Origin of the sequence: Pseudomonas sp. 2995-1 (assembly GCF_002742505.1) — a bacterium.
Classification (GTDB): Bacteria; Pseudomonadota; Gammaproteobacteria; order Pseudomonadales; family Pseudomonadaceae; genus Aquipseudomonas; species Aquipseudomonas sivasensis.
The window spans coordinates 1-15695 of the sequence record NZ_LJSA01000604.1; the positions used below are offsets into that span (position 1 = coordinate 1).

15 protein-coding genes and 1 pseudogene are annotated in these 15695 nt (G+C 57.6%); 4 read left to right on the forward strand and 12 right to left on the reverse strand.

Features of this window, described 5'->3' with window-relative positions; genetic code table 11:
- Positions 1-186 (forward strand): annotated as a pseudogene (locus AOA61_RS32015) (hypothetical protein); the annotation flags it as partial.
- Between the two features lie 114 nt (positions 187-300).
- On the opposite strand, the gene msrQ reads toward AOA61_RS32015, so the two are convergent.
- The 9 genes from msrQ to mrcB all read right to left on the reverse strand — a co-directional run bounded on the left by msrQ (position 301) and on the right by mrcB (position 10117).
- Positions 301-921 (reverse strand): protein-methionine-sulfoxide reductase heme-binding subunit MsrQ, encoded by a 621-nt coding sequence (gene msrQ, locus AOA61_RS28255; RefSeq protein ID WP_099603189.1) that lies wholly within the window; start codon positions 919-921, stop codon positions 301-303.
- Positions 921-1934 (reverse strand): protein-methionine-sulfoxide reductase catalytic subunit MsrP, encoded by a 1014-nt coding sequence (gene msrP, locus AOA61_RS28260; RefSeq protein ID WP_099603190.1) that lies wholly within the window; start codon positions 1932-1934, stop codon positions 921-923. Before msrP ends, msrQ begins: the two co-directional genes overlap by 1 nt.
- Before the next feature lie 63 nt (positions 1935-1997).
- Complete coding sequence (pssA, locus tag AOA61_RS28265) at positions 1998-2855, reverse strand: CDP-diacylglycerol--serine O-phosphatidyltransferase (RefSeq protein ID WP_099603191.1); 858 nt, start codon at positions 2853-2855, stop codon at positions 1998-2000.
- Positions 2856-2998: 143 nt separating this feature from the next.
- A complete protein-coding gene (gene ilvC / locus AOA61_RS28270) occupies positions 2999-4015 on the reverse strand; it encodes a ketol-acid reductoisomerase (RefSeq protein WP_003194132.1) in 1017 nt (338 codons plus the stop codon).
- Positions 4016-4062: 47 nt separating this feature from the next.
- Entirely contained in the window at positions 4063-4554 is a 492-nt protein-coding gene (gene ilvN, locus AOA61_RS28275) for an acetolactate synthase small subunit (protein ID WP_003176102.1), read from the reverse strand.
- A gap of 2 nt (positions 4555-4556) precedes the next feature.
- Complete coding sequence (locus tag AOA61_RS28280; RefSeq protein ID WP_095186270.1) at positions 4557-6281, reverse strand: acetolactate synthase 3 large subunit; 1725 nt, start codon at positions 6279-6281, stop codon at positions 4557-4559.
- Positions 6282-6712: 431 nt separating this feature from the next.
- Positions 6713-7042, reverse strand: a complete 330-nt coding sequence (locus AOA61_RS28285; RefSeq protein ID WP_032884758.1) for a YqcC family protein — start codon at positions 7040-7042, stop codon at positions 6713-6715.
- Complete coding sequence (locus tag AOA61_RS28290) at positions 7042-7776, reverse strand: M48 family metallopeptidase (RefSeq protein WP_099603192.1); 735 nt, start codon at positions 7774-7776, stop codon at positions 7042-7044. The genes AOA61_RS28285 and AOA61_RS28290 overlap by 1 nt, the downstream gene beginning before the upstream one ends.
- 16 nt (positions 7777-7792) lie before the next feature.
- Complete coding sequence (gene mrcB / locus AOA61_RS28295) at positions 7793-10117, reverse strand: penicillin-binding protein 1B (RefSeq protein ID WP_099603193.1); 2325 nt, start codon at positions 10115-10117, stop codon at positions 7793-7795.
- Positions 10118-10235: 118 nt separating this feature from the next.
- On the opposite strand from mrcB, the gene AOA61_RS28300 reads away from it, so the two are divergent.
- From AOA61_RS28300 to AOA61_RS28310, 3 genes are all read left to right on the forward strand, one after another.
- Positions 10236-11792 carry a bifunctional aminoglycoside phosphotransferase/ATP-binding protein gene (locus AOA61_RS28300; RefSeq protein ID WP_099603194.1) on the forward strand — a complete coding sequence of 519 codons (1557 nt, stop codon included), beginning with the start codon at positions 10236-10238 and terminating at the stop codon, positions 11790-11792.
- A 93-nt stretch (positions 11793-11885) separates the two neighbouring features.
- Complete coding sequence (locus AOA61_RS28305; protein WP_032884754.1) at positions 11886-12230, forward strand: pentapeptide repeat-containing protein; 345 nt, start codon at positions 11886-11888, stop codon at positions 12228-12230.
- A 202-nt stretch (positions 12231-12432) separates the two neighbouring features.
- Positions 12433-12705 (forward strand): TfoX/Sxy family protein, encoded by a 273-nt coding sequence (locus AOA61_RS28310; protein WP_032884753.1) that lies wholly within the window; start codon positions 12433-12435, stop codon positions 12703-12705.
- A 244-nt stretch (positions 12706-12949) separates the two neighbouring features.
- On the opposite strand, the gene AOA61_RS28315 is transcribed toward AOA61_RS28310, so the two are convergent.
- The 3 genes from AOA61_RS28315 to AOA61_RS28325 are packed head-to-tail and all read right to left on the reverse strand — an operon-like array spanning position 12950 to position 15629.
- On the reverse strand, positions 12950-13717 hold the full coding sequence (locus AOA61_RS28315; protein WP_099603195.1) for a heme ABC transporter ATP-binding protein: 768 nt from the start codon (positions 13715-13717) through the stop codon (positions 12950-12952).
- The gene (locus AOA61_RS28320; protein WP_163034915.1) at positions 13717-14700 is read right to left on the reverse strand and encodes an iron ABC transporter permease; all 984 of its coding nucleotides are present in this window, start codon (positions 14698-14700) and stop codon (positions 13717-13719) included. Before AOA61_RS28320 ends, AOA61_RS28315 begins: the two co-directional genes overlap by 1 nt.
- Positions 14701-14750: 50 nt before the next feature.
- Positions 14751-15629 (reverse strand): hemin ABC transporter substrate-binding protein, encoded by an 879-nt coding sequence (locus tag AOA61_RS28325; protein ID WP_099603196.1) that lies wholly within the window; start codon positions 15627-15629, stop codon positions 14751-14753.
- Between the last annotated feature and the right edge of the window lie 66 nt (positions 15630-15695).

The following is a 15695-nucleotide window of genomic DNA, read 5'->3' on the forward strand; positions in this document are numbered from 1 at the left end:
GAGGCGCGCATTCTACAGCAGCCTCATTTGCTGTCAAGTGATTATTTTCAGAAGCTTTCGAAGATTTCTTCAACAACTTCAACCACTTGCGCTTCTGATCTCTCATCAGCGGGAGGCGAATTCTACAGCGTTACACGCTGCTGTCAACACCTCTTTTTCAACTTCCTTTCGGCTTCGATGAACTGAAGCAACTTACTGCCGAAAACTGCGTAACTCATTGTTTACCAAGGAGTTTTACGTTTCGACTGCGCCGGAAGTGGGGCGAATTATAGGCTCCCAGAATCTGCGGTCAAGCGTTAATTACGCTTTTGTTGCAGAAGGTGCTTTTTTCGCAATAAGCCGGGGGATTCGGCGCATCACCGGTGGTAAACGCAACACCAGCAGCAGCGCACCTACAGATGCATAGATTACCCACTCCTTTAGATCAGCTCGCACGATCCACAACATATGCAGCAGTCCAAGCCCAAGAATCACATATACCAGGCGATGCAGCTTCTTCCAACGACTGCCCAGTCGACGTTGGCTATAGCGATTAGACGTCACCGCCAACACCAGCAACGACAAGAACCCTAACGTACCCACAATAATATAAGGCCGCTTACGTAGCTCGACCCCAAGCTGAGACCAATCCAGACCCAGAACAAACACACAATAGGCCGCCAGATGCAGCACCACATAAGCAAAGCACCACAACCCTAGCTGTCGGCGCACCGCTATCCACCCCGCCCAGCCGCTCAACTTTTGCAGCGGGGTCATCCCCAGCGTGATCAACAGCAGGATCAAAGTGCCCAACCCCAGTCGATCAACCAGCACCTTTCCTGGATCTGGTCCAAGAACAAAACTCCACGCCTCATATAGCCATAACAAAGGCCACACTGCCGCGGCTATAAAAACGCCGAGGCGCCAGATGGGGTAGCGCATTAGTAGTTCTTCCGCAGGTCGAGACCTGCATATAAAGAAGCAACCTCATCCGAGTAGCCATTGAACATCTGCGTTTCACGTACATTCGGACTGAACAAACCACTTGGCAGACGACGCTCACGCGCCTGAGTCCAACGCGGATGGTCCACTGTAGGGTTCACATTGGCATAGAACCCATACTCATCCGCCGCAATACTCTGCCACGTGGTTTTCGGCTGCTCACTCACAAGGCTGATCCGCACGATCGACTTCACACTCTTGAAACCGTACTTCCAAGGCACGACGAGACGTAACGGCGCGCCGTTCTGATTGGGCAACTCGCGCCCATACATCCCGACGGCAAGAATCGCTAAAGGATTCATCGCCTCATCCAAGCGCAAACCTTCAACATAAGGCCAATCGATCAAGCCAAAACTCGAACGCTGCCCCGGCATACTCTTGGAATCCTGGAGTGTTTCAAAGCGGATGTATTTGGCCTTGGAAGTTGGCTCAACCTGCTGGAGCAACGCGGAGATCGGAAAGCCCATCCATGGAATGACCATCGACCAAGCCTCGACGCAGCGCAACCGGTAGATCCGCTCTTCCAACTGATAGGGCTTCATGAAGTCCTCCAAGGCATAACGCCCCGGCTTGGCAACCTCACCATCAATCACGACACTCCAAGGTTCGGTCTTGAGTGAACCCGCGTTGTTCGCCGGATCCCCTTTGTCAGTGCCGAATTCATAGAAGTTGTTGTAGTGGGTTGCGTCCTTGAACGGGGTGATAGCCTCACCTTCAACCGTCACAGCCTGCCATTTAGTAGCAGGCAGCTTGCCAGCAAACCAGCCCGGCGCCTTCCCCGGCTCAACATCGGCATATCGCGCAGCGTCATCTGCACTGGCCCAACGCGGCAGGCCGCTGGCAGCAATGCCCGCAAGCGCACCACCGATCAAGCTACGGCGAGAAAAATAGAAGGATTCAGGGGTGACATCCGATTCATGGCAATCGGACGCTTTAGGCAATTTGATTAACATGGCAACTCCGCAGCATTGGAGGACTGATGCACCAATAGACTGCGGAGTATGGGGGAAATTACATTAAGGCAACGTTTTGTCCCGCCGCACATGTAGCAAGTACTGAACTGGCCCAGAAGCGGCGTAGACCAAGAAGGCCAATAGCAGAATCCGAGGCGGATCACTGAAGACCACCGCAAACACCAGCACCACTGCCAGGATTGCCACGAAAGGTACTCGCCCTTTGAGATCAAGCTCCTTGAAGCTGTTGTACTTGATGTTGCTGACCATCAGCATTCCGGCAGCGGCAACCATTAACGCCACCAGGAAAGACATTTTCGAGCCCTGGATGCCGTAGTCACTGAATGCCCAGACGATACCCGCCACGACACCCGCCGCTGCCGGACTGGCCAACCCGATGAAGTAACGTTTATCAGCAGTACCCACCTGAGTGTTGAAGCGCGCCAGACGCAAAGCGGCGCCCGCGACATAGATGAAGGCAACCATCCAGCCAACCTTGCCCATGTCACCCAACGCCCAAGCAAATGCTAACAGCGCTGGCGCGACCCCAAATGCAACCATGTCAGACAACGAGTCGTACTCGGCACCGAAGGCACTTTGGGTATTGGTCATACGTGCAACACGACCATCCAAACCGTCGAGCACCATGGCCACGAAAATGGCAATGGCCGCGAAACCGAAGTACTTGCTGGCACTCGCCGCATCACCCGCCGCCAGCGCACTTTGGGCACTCATGGAGTTGATAATGGAATAGAAACCGGCAAACAAGTTTGCCGTAGTGAACAGATTGGGCAGCAAATAGATGCCACGATGCCGGACCTTGCGGCCTTCAGCGTCATGCCCTTCTTCGACATGTTCATCGATCGGTAGCAGGCTTTCGGCGTCAGGAGCCTGGTTAGGCTCTTCGGGACGTTCGCTCATGGACTTTACCTTGCAACGGTGTGAAAAAATTCGACCAATACTTGCGGCGAGTGTTCGCTCGCAAACGATGCAGCTTTATACCAGAACCCGCCCCCAAACGAAAAAACGCGGCCTAAGCCGCGTTTTCTCTTGATGCGTACGACTTAGTTTTTAGCTTTGTCGACGATCTTGTTGGCACCGATCCACGGCATCATGGAACGCAGTTGCTCGCCGATGACTTCGATACCGTGAGCAGCGTTGTTACGACGCTTGGCGGTCATCGAAGGGTAGCCGGTAGCGCCTTCACTGATGAACATTTTGGCGTATTCGCCGTCCTGAATACGTTTCAGGGCGTTGCGCATAGCCTGGCGGGACTCGGCGTTGATCACTTCTGGGCCAGTCACGTACTCGCCGTATTCGGCGTTGTTGGAGATCGAGTAGTTCATGTTGGCGATACCGCCTTCGTACATGAGGTCAACGATCAGCTTCAGTTCGTGCAGGCATTCGAAGTAGGCCATTTCCGGCGCGTAGCCAGCTTCAACCAGGGTTTCGAAACCGGCTTTAACCAGCTCAACGGTACCGCCGCACAGAACGGCTTGCTCGCCGAACAGGTCGGTTTCGGTCTCGTCCTTGAAGGTGGTTTCGATGATGCCGGTACGACCACCACCGACGCCAGCAGCGTAGGACAGTGCAACGTTTTTGGCATTGCCGGATGCGTCCTGATAGATCGCGATCAGGTCAGGGATACCACCGCCTTTGACGAACTCGGAGCGTACGGTGTGACCTGGCGCTTTTGGCGCGATCATGATCACGTCCAGGTCTGCGCGTGGCACAACCTGGTTGTAGTGAATCGCAAAGCCGTGGGAGAAGGCCAGGGTGGCGCCTTTCTTGATGTTCGGCTCGATTTCGTTTTTGTACAACGAGGACTGGAACTCGTCCGGGGTCAGGATCATCACCAGGTCAGCAGCAGCAACAGCGGAAGCAACGTCAGTCACTTTCAGGCCATGAGCTTCCGCCTTGGCAACGGTGGCCGAGCCTTTACGCAGGCCAACAGTCACGTCAACGCCGGAGTCTTTCAGGTTGCAAGCTTGCGCGTGACCCTGGGAGCCGTAGCCGATGATGGCGACTTTCTTGCCCTGGATGATCGACAGGTCACAATCTTTATCGTAATAAACTTTCATGAGGTTCCTCTATATATCCAGGCCGTAAGGCCATTCACTAATTTGGGTTAGATGCTGAGTACTTTGTCGCCACGGGCAATCCCGGTGACACCACTGCGTACCGTTTCCAGAATCGAGGCCGTCCCGATCGACTGGATGAAGCTGTCCAACTTGTCGCTTGTACCGGTCAGTTGCACGGTATAAACGCTGGCGCTCACATCGACGATCTGCCCGCGATAGATGTCGGTAGTCCGCTTGATTTCGGCACGTTGGGCACCCGTAGCCTTGACCTTTACCAGCATCAGCTCGCGCTCGATGTGGGCACTTTCCGACAGGTCGACCAGCTTGACCACTTCGATCAGCTTGTTGAGGTTCTTGGTGATCTGCTCGATCACCTCATCGTGGCCCACGGTGGTCAACGTCAGGCGCGACAGAGTCGGGTCTTCGGTCGGAGCCACGGTCAGGCTTTCGATGTTGTAGTTGCGTTGCGAAAACAGGCCGACAACACGAGACAGAGCGCCGGGTTCGTTCTCCAGAAGCAGGGAGATAATGTGCCGCATGATTAAGTACGCTCCGTCTTGTTCAGCCACATGTCGCGCATAGAGCCGTCTTTGATCTGCATCGGATAAACGTGCTCGCTGGTATCCACTTGAATATCGAGGAACACCAGGCGGTCCTTCATGGCGAACGCCTCTTCCATCTTCGGCTTCAGATCTTTCAGATCGGTGATGCGAATGCCGACGTGGCCATAGGCTTCAACCAACTTGATGAAATCCGGAAGCGATTCCATATAGGAATGAGAGTGACGGCTGCCGTAGCTCATGTCTTGCCATTGACGAACCATACCCAGCACGCCGTTGTTCAGGCAGACGATCTTCACCGGAAGACCGTACTGCAGGCACGTCGACAGTTCCTGAATGTTCATCTGGATGCTGCCTTCACCGGTAACGCACGCGACGTCGCTGTCCGGGAAGCTCAGCTTCACACCCATGGCCGCAGGAAAACCAAAGCCCATCGTGCCCAGACCACCGGAGTTGATCCAGCGGTTAGGCTTGTCGAACTTGTAGTATTGCGCGGCGAACATCTGGTGCTGACCCACGTCGGAGGTCACAAAGGCGTCGCCCTTGGTCACTTCGCACAGGGTCTCGATCACGGTTTGAGGCTTGATGATGCTGCCGTCGCCCTTGTCGTAAGGGAACAGGCCGCGGTCACCGCGCCATTCGTCGATCTGCTTCCACCAGCTGGCGACGGATTCCTTGTTCGGCGTCTCACCGATGTCCTTAAGCGCAGCGACCATTTCGGTCAGCACACTTTCCACAGGACCTACAATTGGCACGTCGGCCTTGATGGTCTTGGAGATGGACGCTGGATCGATATCGATGTGGATGATCTTCGCGTTCGGGCAGAATTTGCTCGCGCCGTTGATCACACGATCATCAAAACGCGCACCCACAGCCAGGATCACGTCGGCGTGGTGCATGGTCAGGTTGGCGGTGTAGCTGCCGTGCATGCCGAGCATGCCGACGAACTGACGGTCCGTACCCGGAAAGGCGCCGAGGCCCATCAGGGTGTTGGTGACCGGCAGGTTGAGCAGCTTGGCCAACTCGGTCAATGGGGCGGAGCCCCCGCCGAGGATCACACCGCCACCCGAGTACAACACAGGGCGCTTGGCTGCCAGGAGCATTTCTGCCGCCTTGCGAATTTGCCCCGAGTGCCCACGAACGGCCGGACTGTAGGAGCGCAGCTTGGCTTTCTTCGGGAAGACGTATTCGAATTTCTCAGCCGGGTTGGTCATGTCTTTCGGGATATCGACCACGACAGGGCCCGGGCGACCGGACTGCGCGAGGTAGAACGCCTTTTTCATGACTTCCGGAATTTCCGACGCATGCTTGATCATGAAGCTGTGTTTCACGATCGGCCGGGAGATACCGATCATGTCGGTTTCCTGGAATGCATCGGTACCGACCATGGTGCTTGGCACCTGGCCAGAAATGATCACCATCGGGATGGAGTCCATATAAGCAGTCGCAATGCCGGTAATGGCATTCGTTGCGCCTGGGCCGGACGTTACCAGCACCACGCCGGCTTTACCGGTGGCACGGGCGTAACCGTCAGCCATATGGGTCGCGGCTTGTTCGTGGCGAACCAGGATGTGGGTAACAGCCGGCTCCTTGAACAGTGCGTCGTAAACATGCAACAGAGCACCACCTGGGTACCCGTAGATATAGTCGACGCCTTCGTCACGCAAAAAGCGGACGAGCATCTCACCGCCAGATAAAAGCTCCACGTTGTTCACCTCTAAAACGCCAGAATACCGTCCGTTGAAAACCGACGGGTCTTAATAGGTTTACTTCTCAACAGAGCATGAGCGACGGTGGTCGCCGACTACGTCAGCACTGACTGAGCAAGTATTGGGATCGTCCCAAGTGTTGCGGGCTTTTCCCACCCAGCGCGAGGTAACGCGTTGCGGGTGTAACAGGTCGGCGCGGATGTGCGCCTCATGATCTGCTGAGCGGGCCTGCTTCTGGCAGTCCCGATACAGCGGACTTTGGATTCTTCTGTTTCAGGCCGTTCAAGTCAAGCAATAATTGCGCTTTTTTCCAACTAAGCGCATGAGAACGTAGAAGAAAGGGCTTTGAGGAGGGATAAAACTCGCCTGAATGTCGTCAAGCGGTAGAAATATGCGCAAGACTGCCGAAAAAACCGGCAGTCAGGCAATTAACGAGCGTCGACGATCAATTGATCGAACTTTTTCAGCGCATTGCGTAAACCGAGGCTCTCGCGCGGCCGATCGGCGTACACCATCTCGGCCATCTCCAGAATCCCTGACGCATTGGGCAGTGGCAGGTCCTGTTCGAGGATCTGCTTCATGCGCGTCAGGAAAATCCATTGCAGCCACTGGTGAAAGTCCAGGGTATCCACCGAAAACGGCTCAACACTGCTGAGCGCCTCGATGCTGGGGGACACCTCATCCCACCAGCCTTGTATGCGCAGTTCGCGCTCAATCAGCAATAACTGTTCGGCAATCGCGGGAAACCGTACATCCATCAGAGGCTGACCTTGGCTTTCTGCCGGGCCTGAGCAGCGCCAGCGGCATCACCTTGTGCGGCGCGCGCATCTCCGATTAACGCCCAGAGACTGGCCTGCAGATCGGGACGACCGTTGGCCAGCGTGAGGCCACGACGGGCGAACTGTTCGGCCTGAGGCGCATCGCCTTGGGCCATGCGTACCTGTGCCAGGCGATACAGTACTTGCGGTTCACGAGGTGCAACTCGCTGCGCCCGCTCAAGGCTCGATGAAGCGCCGTTCAGGTCGCCACCGGCCTGTTGTTGCTGCGCCGTAGTCAGCAAGGCCAGCACCGGACCGTCCAGTTGCTCGTCAGCCGAAAGGCCGCCGCCACTGGAGGAAGATGGAATGCCACTCGGCGTCGACGGCATGTTGTAAGTGCCCTGGTTGATCGGCGCGGTCTGAATGGGCGTGGACTCAATCGGTCCGGAGGTGCTTGGCCCTGGAGTCCATGGCTCGGCACTGATCGGTGCGGACGTAGCGGCGCCGCCGCCCGGCACCATCACCACCACGCCCGAATCTTGCGGCACGGCCTGAGGCTTGGCCTGCGCCGGACGGTTGGTCACGGTCTGGCGGAAACCGCCATTGGCCGAGATCCGGTCGCTATTGGAGACGGCAGTGCTCGAATCCACCACGGGAATGGAGCCGCGCTGCACGCTGGAGCAACCGCTGAGCAAAGCCAGAGCTGTAATCGCTGGAATACACCACTTGTTCACTTGAAACCCTCTTTGCTTAATTCATCCAGCCCTTGACCCAATCCATCACCGATTCCGCGTCCGCAGGGGCACCGCCGCCGCACGCAGCACCGGGTGGTGGCTCGCTGCCGCGAATATACGGCATCTGTACTGCGCCCGGACAGTTAGCGTCGGAACCCTGGCCGGTATGCGGATCAATCCAGGCCTGCACGATGTTATCCGGCTGCGGCATATTCAATGGCAACGGGTCGGCCTTGCGCATAAAACTGGTCCAGACCTGCAACGCACCGGTAGCACCGGTAAAAGGCGTCTTACCGTTGTCGTCTCGACCGAGCCACACCACGGCCAGTACATCCTGACCGAAACCTGCAAACCAGCTATCGCGCGAATCGTTACTGGTACCGGTCTTGCCCGCCAGCGTCAGGTTGGACGGAAGCACCTTATAGACCGAGCTACCGGTACCTTCACGCATCACGCGCTGCATGGCGTTCTGGATCAGGTAGATAGAGCCAGCGTCAAAGCGCTGCTGGATCTGGAACGGGTAGCGCTTGAGCGGCTCACCCTCAGCCGTCAGTACACTGCGGATCCCGCGCATCGGAGTGTTGAAGCCACCGTTGGCGAGGGTCTGGTACATGGTCGCGACTTCCATCGGCGTCATGGCGCCGGCGCCCAACAGGATCGATGGGAACGCCGGGAATTCGCGGGTGATGCCCAGTCGAGCCAGCGTCTTGAGGACATTCGGCACGCCGACTTCCAAGCCAAGCCGAGATGTAGAGATGTTGTAGGAGTGCGCCAAGCCTTGATACAGGAACACCGTGCCGTGGGAACGGCGATCGAAGTTCTGTGGGGTCCACACCTGGCCGTCCCCGCCTTTGACCGACAGCGGATCATCCGACAGCCAGCTCGTCAGGGTGTACTTGCTCGGTTTTTCCAACGCAGTGAGGTAGACCGCAGGCTTGACCAGCGAACCAATCGGCCGCACCGCATCCAAAGCACGATTGAATCCGGCAAAACTCGCCTGGCGACTGCCGATCATGGCTTGGACTTCACCGGTTTCCGGATTGGTGACCACCATTGCGGCTTCTACTTCGTCGGAGCCCTTACGACCCGTCAGACGCTTGAAGGTATCGCTGACTGACGCTTCGGCCTTCATCTGCAAAATCGGGTCAAAACTGGTGAAAATTCGCAAACCTTCTTCGGTCAAGTCCTCGTCGCGGTAGTCTTCACGCAGTTGACGTTTAACCAGATCGATAAAGCCTGGGAATGAACTGTCCGCCAACTTGCCGCGAGTTGTCACACCCAGCGGCATTTTCTTCGCTGCGGCCACCTGTTCAGCCGTGGCCACGCCTTGCTGCTCAAGCACATCCAGCACCAAGTTACGGCGCTCAAGCGCACGCTCAGGATTGCGACGCGGGTTGTAGTAGGAAGGCCCCTTGACCATCCCCACCAACAAGGCCACTTGATGCAGCTTCAACTCAGACAGCGGCTGACCGAAGAAGAACTGGCTGGCCAGACCGAAGCCATGTACCGCGCGCTGGCCATCCTGCCCGACGAAGACCTCGTTGAGGTATGCCTCAAGGATTTCCTGCTTGCTGTAGTGAAGCTCAAGCAGCATAGCCATCATCGCTTCGGTGAGCTTTCGGGTCAGACTGCGCTCGTTGGTGAGGTAGAAGTTCTTCACCAACTGCTGAGTCAGCGTACTGCCGCCCTGGGTCATCTTGCCGCCGGACGTGTTCACCCAAACCGCACGGGCAATCGACTTCGGCGAAACACCCCAGTGGCTATAAAAATCGCGATCCTCTACCGCAACCAGAGTTTCCAGCAGGTACGGAGGCACCTGATCAAGCTTGATCAGGATGCGATCTTCAAGGTTTTTCGGGTAAATCCCGCCGATCATCAACGGTTCAAGACGTACCACCGGCAATTTCGAGCCGTTGAGGGAGGACAACTCGGCGACGTAATCACCGGAAAAGCGCACGCGGACCGGCTGGGCTTTTTCCAGGCCTTCATAGAACTGGAAGCCACGGGTATTCAGGTCGACAGTGTTTCCGCTGACAGCGGCCGCACCCGGGCCGTTGCTCACGGGTTCGCGGCGGTAGCCGAGGGCATCGAGCTCGGTAAGGAAGTCATCCTTGCTCAGCTTCTGGCCGCTGAACAATTCCAGCGGGCGCGCGTACACCTTTGCAGGAATGGTCCAGCGCTTGCCGGAGAACTTCTCCTGGACCACAGCGTCGAGGTACACGGCGAAGCCGGCGAGTACCACAAGGCCTACGAGGCCGAGCTTGAGCGCCCAGCCAAGCCAAGGGCGCAGGCCGCGGGAAGGAGGTTTTTTACGGGAACGGGGAGATCGGGTTCGAGTCATGGCGGCGGATTATACGCACTTTATTGATGATCAACATGAGCCGGACAGCGGTTTGCACGACCGTCCGTAGCAGCCATAATGCGCGCCATGATTTCCCCCAGACTCTGAAGGATCGCCCGTGAGCCAGTCACTGATCGCCGCCCTGCAAAACCCGGCTTTGTACCCTCATCCGGTTGAAGCGTTCCAAGTCATCGAGACCCATATTTCATGGGTCGTATTGACCGGCCCTTACGCCTATAAACTGAAAAAGCCGATGAATTTCGGGTTTCTGGACTTCACCGACCTGGAAAAGCGCGAACACTTCTGCAACGAAGAGCTGCGTCTGAACCAGCGTCTGACGAACGATTTGTATCTGGACGTGTTGCCGATTACCGGCACTGCCGAAGCGCCTCAATTGGGCGGCGACGGCCCGGTGATCGAATACGCACTAAAGATGCGCCAGTTCCCGCAAAGCCAACTGCTCAGCACCCTGCAAGCCAATGGCGAACTGACGGCAGCGCACATTGATGAAATGGCCAAGCAAATTGCACACTTCCATCTCACGGCACCGAAAGTCCCGCAAACGCATCCGGCAGGCACTCCTGACGAAGTGATGGCACCGGTACGGCAGAACTTCGACCAGATCCGTCCGTTCCTAAGCGATAAGGCAGACCTGGTTCAACTCGAAGCCTTGCAAGCCTGGGCCGAAAGCAGCTTCGAACGCCTCAAGCCACTGCTGGCACAGCGCAAGCTCGACGGTTTCACCCGCGAATGCCACGGTGATATCCACCTCGGTAACGCCACCTTGATCGACGGCCAAGTGGTGATTTTCGACTGCATCGAGTTTAACGAACCGTTTCGCTTCACCGACGTGTATGCCGACACCGGCTTCCTGGCAATGGACCTGGAAGACCGCGGACTCAAGTCCCTGGCCCGCCGCTTCATCAGCCAATACCTGGAACTGACCGGCGACTATCAGGGCCTTGAAGTGCTGAACTTCTATAAAGCCTACCGCGCCCTGGTACGCGCCAAGGTGTCGTTGTTCAGCATGCCGAGCGAAGCAAGCCCGGTACAACGCGCCACCACTCTGCGCCATTACCGCAACTACGCGAACTTGGCAGAAAGCTACAGCACTATTCCTTCACGCTTCCTGGCGATTACCCACGGCGTCTCGGCTGTGGGCAAGAGCCACGTATCCATGCGCCTCGTGGAAGCGCTCGGTGCCGTGCGCCTGCGGTCGGACGTGGAACGCAAACGCCTATTCGGCGAGCAGCAAGTGGAAAACACGCTGCAGGCCGGTATCTATGCAGCCGACGCCAGCACAGCAACCTACGCTCGTTTGAACGACCTCGCAGATACCGTGCTGCGCGCCGGCTTCCCGGTGGTACTGGATGCCACCTTCCTGAAACGCGAACAACGTGAAGCCGCCGCCAAGGTTGCCGAAGCCACCGGTGCGCCCTTCCTTATTCTGGACTGCAACGCACCACAGGCCGTTATCAGCAGTTGGCTGGCACAACGTCAGGCAGACAAAAACGATCCGTCCGACGCTACTCTGGCCGTTATCGAAGCACAGCAGGCCAACCGTGACCCCCTCACAGCTGAAGAACTGTTGCTGAGCAAACGCGTCGAGACCAATCAAAGCGGAACTCTCGACGCGGTGGTCGCGCAAATTCGCCAGCGCTTGCCAGGCCTGTAAGAAAAATTTCTTGGTCGTGTCGTCTACTTGGGCGCACGGCCGAGCAATAGTGGCACTATAATGGCGCCATAAATCCAACAGGAGTTCGTTGTCATGAGTCAGCCCAAGCTTCTTGATACCCCGCTCTACTCGCTCCTGCATAAAGATGATGTTCGCGGTTTCAACCAGGAGCGTCCGAAAGACGGCGCTATCGACATGCGCGGAGGCGACTTCCGTGGGCTGGACTTACGCGAGTTGAATGTCACCGGCGTAGATTTTACCGACGCGTATTTCCGCTCCACCGACCTGCGCGGTTTGGATTTGCGCGACTGCTCGCTGGAGGGCGCCAGCCTGGCCCATGCGCAGATTTCGGGCACTTACTTTCCGCCTGAGTTGACCGCCGACGAAATTCTCATGTCGGTCAATTTCGGCACGCGTCTGCGCTACCGTACCAAGTAACACACGCCTCAAGCCCGCTACGTGCAACGTGTAGCGGGCAGCTCACGCCTGCTCACCGTCAAAATCCCCGCGCCATTCTTATAAGCTTTTTGGCCGTTTCGGACCAAAGAACCACGCTTTTCCTACTGAACGCTACACTCCTGTTCAGGCTTGCCTGGTCACGAATACCCACCGCACCATTCGGCCGTCGCAAGGAGGCTTGATGAACGATGAGCTGCAACACCTGAAAAACCTTGGCAAGACGTCAGCGCAGTGGCTGCATGCGGTGGGCATCCACAGCGCGTCCGACTTGCGGCGCTTGGGCGCGGTCGATGCGTATCGAGCTGTAAGGACTCGCGGCTTCCGCGCATCGAAAGTTTTGCTGTATGCCATCGAAGGGGCGCTGATGGATGTGCACTGGAACGACATCCCCGTTGAGCGTAAGGAAGCGTTGAACCGGCAACTGGATGCAATCTCAACGCGCCAGAAGAATTAGATTGACCAAAACACTCAATATTTACGTAGGTTTCGAACATCTGTTTAAGGAAAGCGGATGGTCACGTAAAAACAATTGTTGACTCTCAAATGAGAATCGTTATGATTATCACAACTGGTCGCGAGATCAGCCGATAACTGAAAGACCATTGGTTCGGACTCTCAGATTATCTCCTCATCAGGCTAATCACGGTTATTTGACCCGGCTCTTGCCGGGTCTTTTTTTGTCTGTAAGAAAGCAGACTTTAACGCGCAATGATCAGCGGATGCCCGCGCTCCGGGTGTGGCTGTACCAGCACATCCAAACCAAACACGGCTTTAAGCGGTTCTGGACGCAGCACCCGCACGGGCGTATCCAGAGCGTGGGGGCGCCCCCCGTCAAGCAGCAGAATACGATCACAGTAGCGCGCCGCCAGATTCAGATCATGGAGGATCACCAGCACTGCCGCGCCCCGATCTGCGAAAGTCCGAATAGCTTGCAAGGTCGTGTGCTGGTGCAGGGGATCCAACATTGACGTAGGCTCATCCAGCAGCAACGTCTGCCCCTCCTCCCCCGGCCATAGCTGCGCCAGCACCCGCGCCAAGTGCACGCGCTGGCGCTCGCCACCGGATAACGCCAGGTAGCTGCGACCGCTCAAGTGCGAAACATCTGCTGCTTGCAAGGCTGCATCGATGATTTCGTCATCCCGCACGCGTCCGGTCTGATAGGGCAGACGCCCCATCCCGACGACCTCCTCTACGCGGAATGCAAAGTCCAGGGTCGAGGTTTGTGGCAACACCGCTAGTCGCTGGGCGCGCTGCGATCCGCTCCAGTCTTTCAGCGCCTGCTGCCCCAGCCAGACCTTGCCGTGATCGGGATGCAACTCACCGCACAACGCCCCCAGCAACGTGCTTTTGCCGGCGCCATTGGGGCCCAGCACGCCGAGCACTTCGCCTGGCAGCAAGTCCAAAGTGACATCCGCCAACACGGTTTTTCGACCGCGGCTGATCTGCAGGTTTTCAACACGCAGCATCAGGCACGCCCCCGTAACAACAGGTAAAGAAAAAACGGCGCTCCAATGAACGCCGTCACAATCCCAATCGGCAACTCCGCGGGCGCCAAAGCCAGCCGTGCGACCAAGTCAGCTAACAGCAGCAGACTCGCGCCCGCCAAAATTGAAGCCGGAAGTAACACGCGGTGATCAGGCCCTGCGAGCAATCTGACCAGATGCGGCACCACCAGCCCCACAAAACCAATCATTCCGGCTGCCGCCACCGCCGCGCCGACACCTAATGCGGTGCAGAACACCAACTCGCGCTTGAGTGCTTCGACATCAATCCCCAGGTGACTGGCCTCGGACTCACCGAGCAGCAGCGCATTCAGTGCCTTCGCCCGGCGCGGTAACCACAGCGCCACACCCGCGCTGACCATCAACAACGGCCACAGGCGGGAATAGCTCGCGCCGTTGAGGCTGCCCAGGTTCCAGAACGCCAGGGTCCGCAGGGTGGCGTCGTCAGCCAAGTAAGTAAAAAGGCCCACCGCCGAGCCGGCCAGCGCAGTGAGGGCAATACCGGCGAGCAGCATCGTCGCCACATTGGTCTGGCCATTACGCCGCCCCAGTCGATAGACCAGCGCGGTAACGCCCAACCCGCCAAGAAATGCGCACAGCGACAGGAGATACGGCCCGAATGCATCCGGCAAACCACCAAAAAACGCACCACCGACGATGGCGACGGCGGCCCCGAGCGCCGCACCACTCGACACCCCCACCAGTCCCGGATCGGCCAACGGGTTGCGAAACAGCCCTTGCATGGCTACGCCCGACAATGCCAATACGCCACCCACCGCCAGGCCCAGCAAGGTACGCGGCAGACGAATCTGCCCAAGAATAAGCTCGGCCTGCTCCAAGCCCTGCGCTTCAATTGGCACGCCGACCAAACGCAAGGCCGCCTTAAGCGTGTCGAGTAACGGCAGGCTCACCGGCCCCAGCGCCAACGAAAGCCAGATCGCCAACACACACAACAGCGTCAGCCCGATAAACAGCGTTTTTGGCTTAACCAGCGTGGTCATAGGGCTGGTTTAGCCTGGGCCGGATATAACCCGGCGGACAACTTCACCAGGCTTTGCGGCAGGCGCGGCCCGAGCCCTCCCACCAACAATGTCGGGTCCAGCTCAAATACACGTCCACTCTTGGCGGCTGGCGTCGACGCCAGAATAGGATTCTCTTTGAACAGCGCCGCACGGGCCGCATCACCTGTGAGGGCACGGTCAGCGAATACCAGTACATCCGGGCTCAACCCTGCCAACGACTCCACCGAAAACGGCTTGTAACCGGTGTGCGTGGCTAGGTTCTTACCGCCCGCCTGCTGCACCATCCAATCTCCGGCCGTGTCCTTGCCTGCGATCAGCGGCTTGCCGCCGGCGTGACCGATCAGTAGCAAGACACCAGGGGTCTTTTGGGAGGCCTGGGCCTTCGCGACCCAACTTTTCTGCTGACTGAGGGCATTCTCGTACCGGGTAAACAATTCGTCGGCTTTAGCCTCATCACCCAGCAACTTGCCCAAGTGCTGAAGATTGCCTTTCAAGGTCGGTAAATCCGGCTGCGCCGAGAACATTTCAACCCGAACCCCCGCGCTGCGAATCTGCGCCAGTACCGGCGGCGGGCCCATCTCTTCAGTGCCTACCAGCACCTGCGGGCGCAGGCTGAGAATGCCTTCGGACGACAATTGCCGCTGATAGCCAACACTTGGCAACGCTTTTAGAGACTCTGGATGCTGGCTCGTGGTATCCACGCCGACCAACTTCGGCTCACCGCCCAGAGCCGCCACCCACTCCGACAGCGCCCCACCGGCACTCACCCAACGCTGTGGCAGTTCAGAGGCGTGCGCCCCAGGGTTGACCAGCAATCCGACAATAAGCGCAATAGCGCTGGCACTCAGGCGCATAACAGGGTTTCCTTCCTAAGGCGGGGCCTTTCGGGCACTCATTGATGTGACAGTTACCCCCTGCCG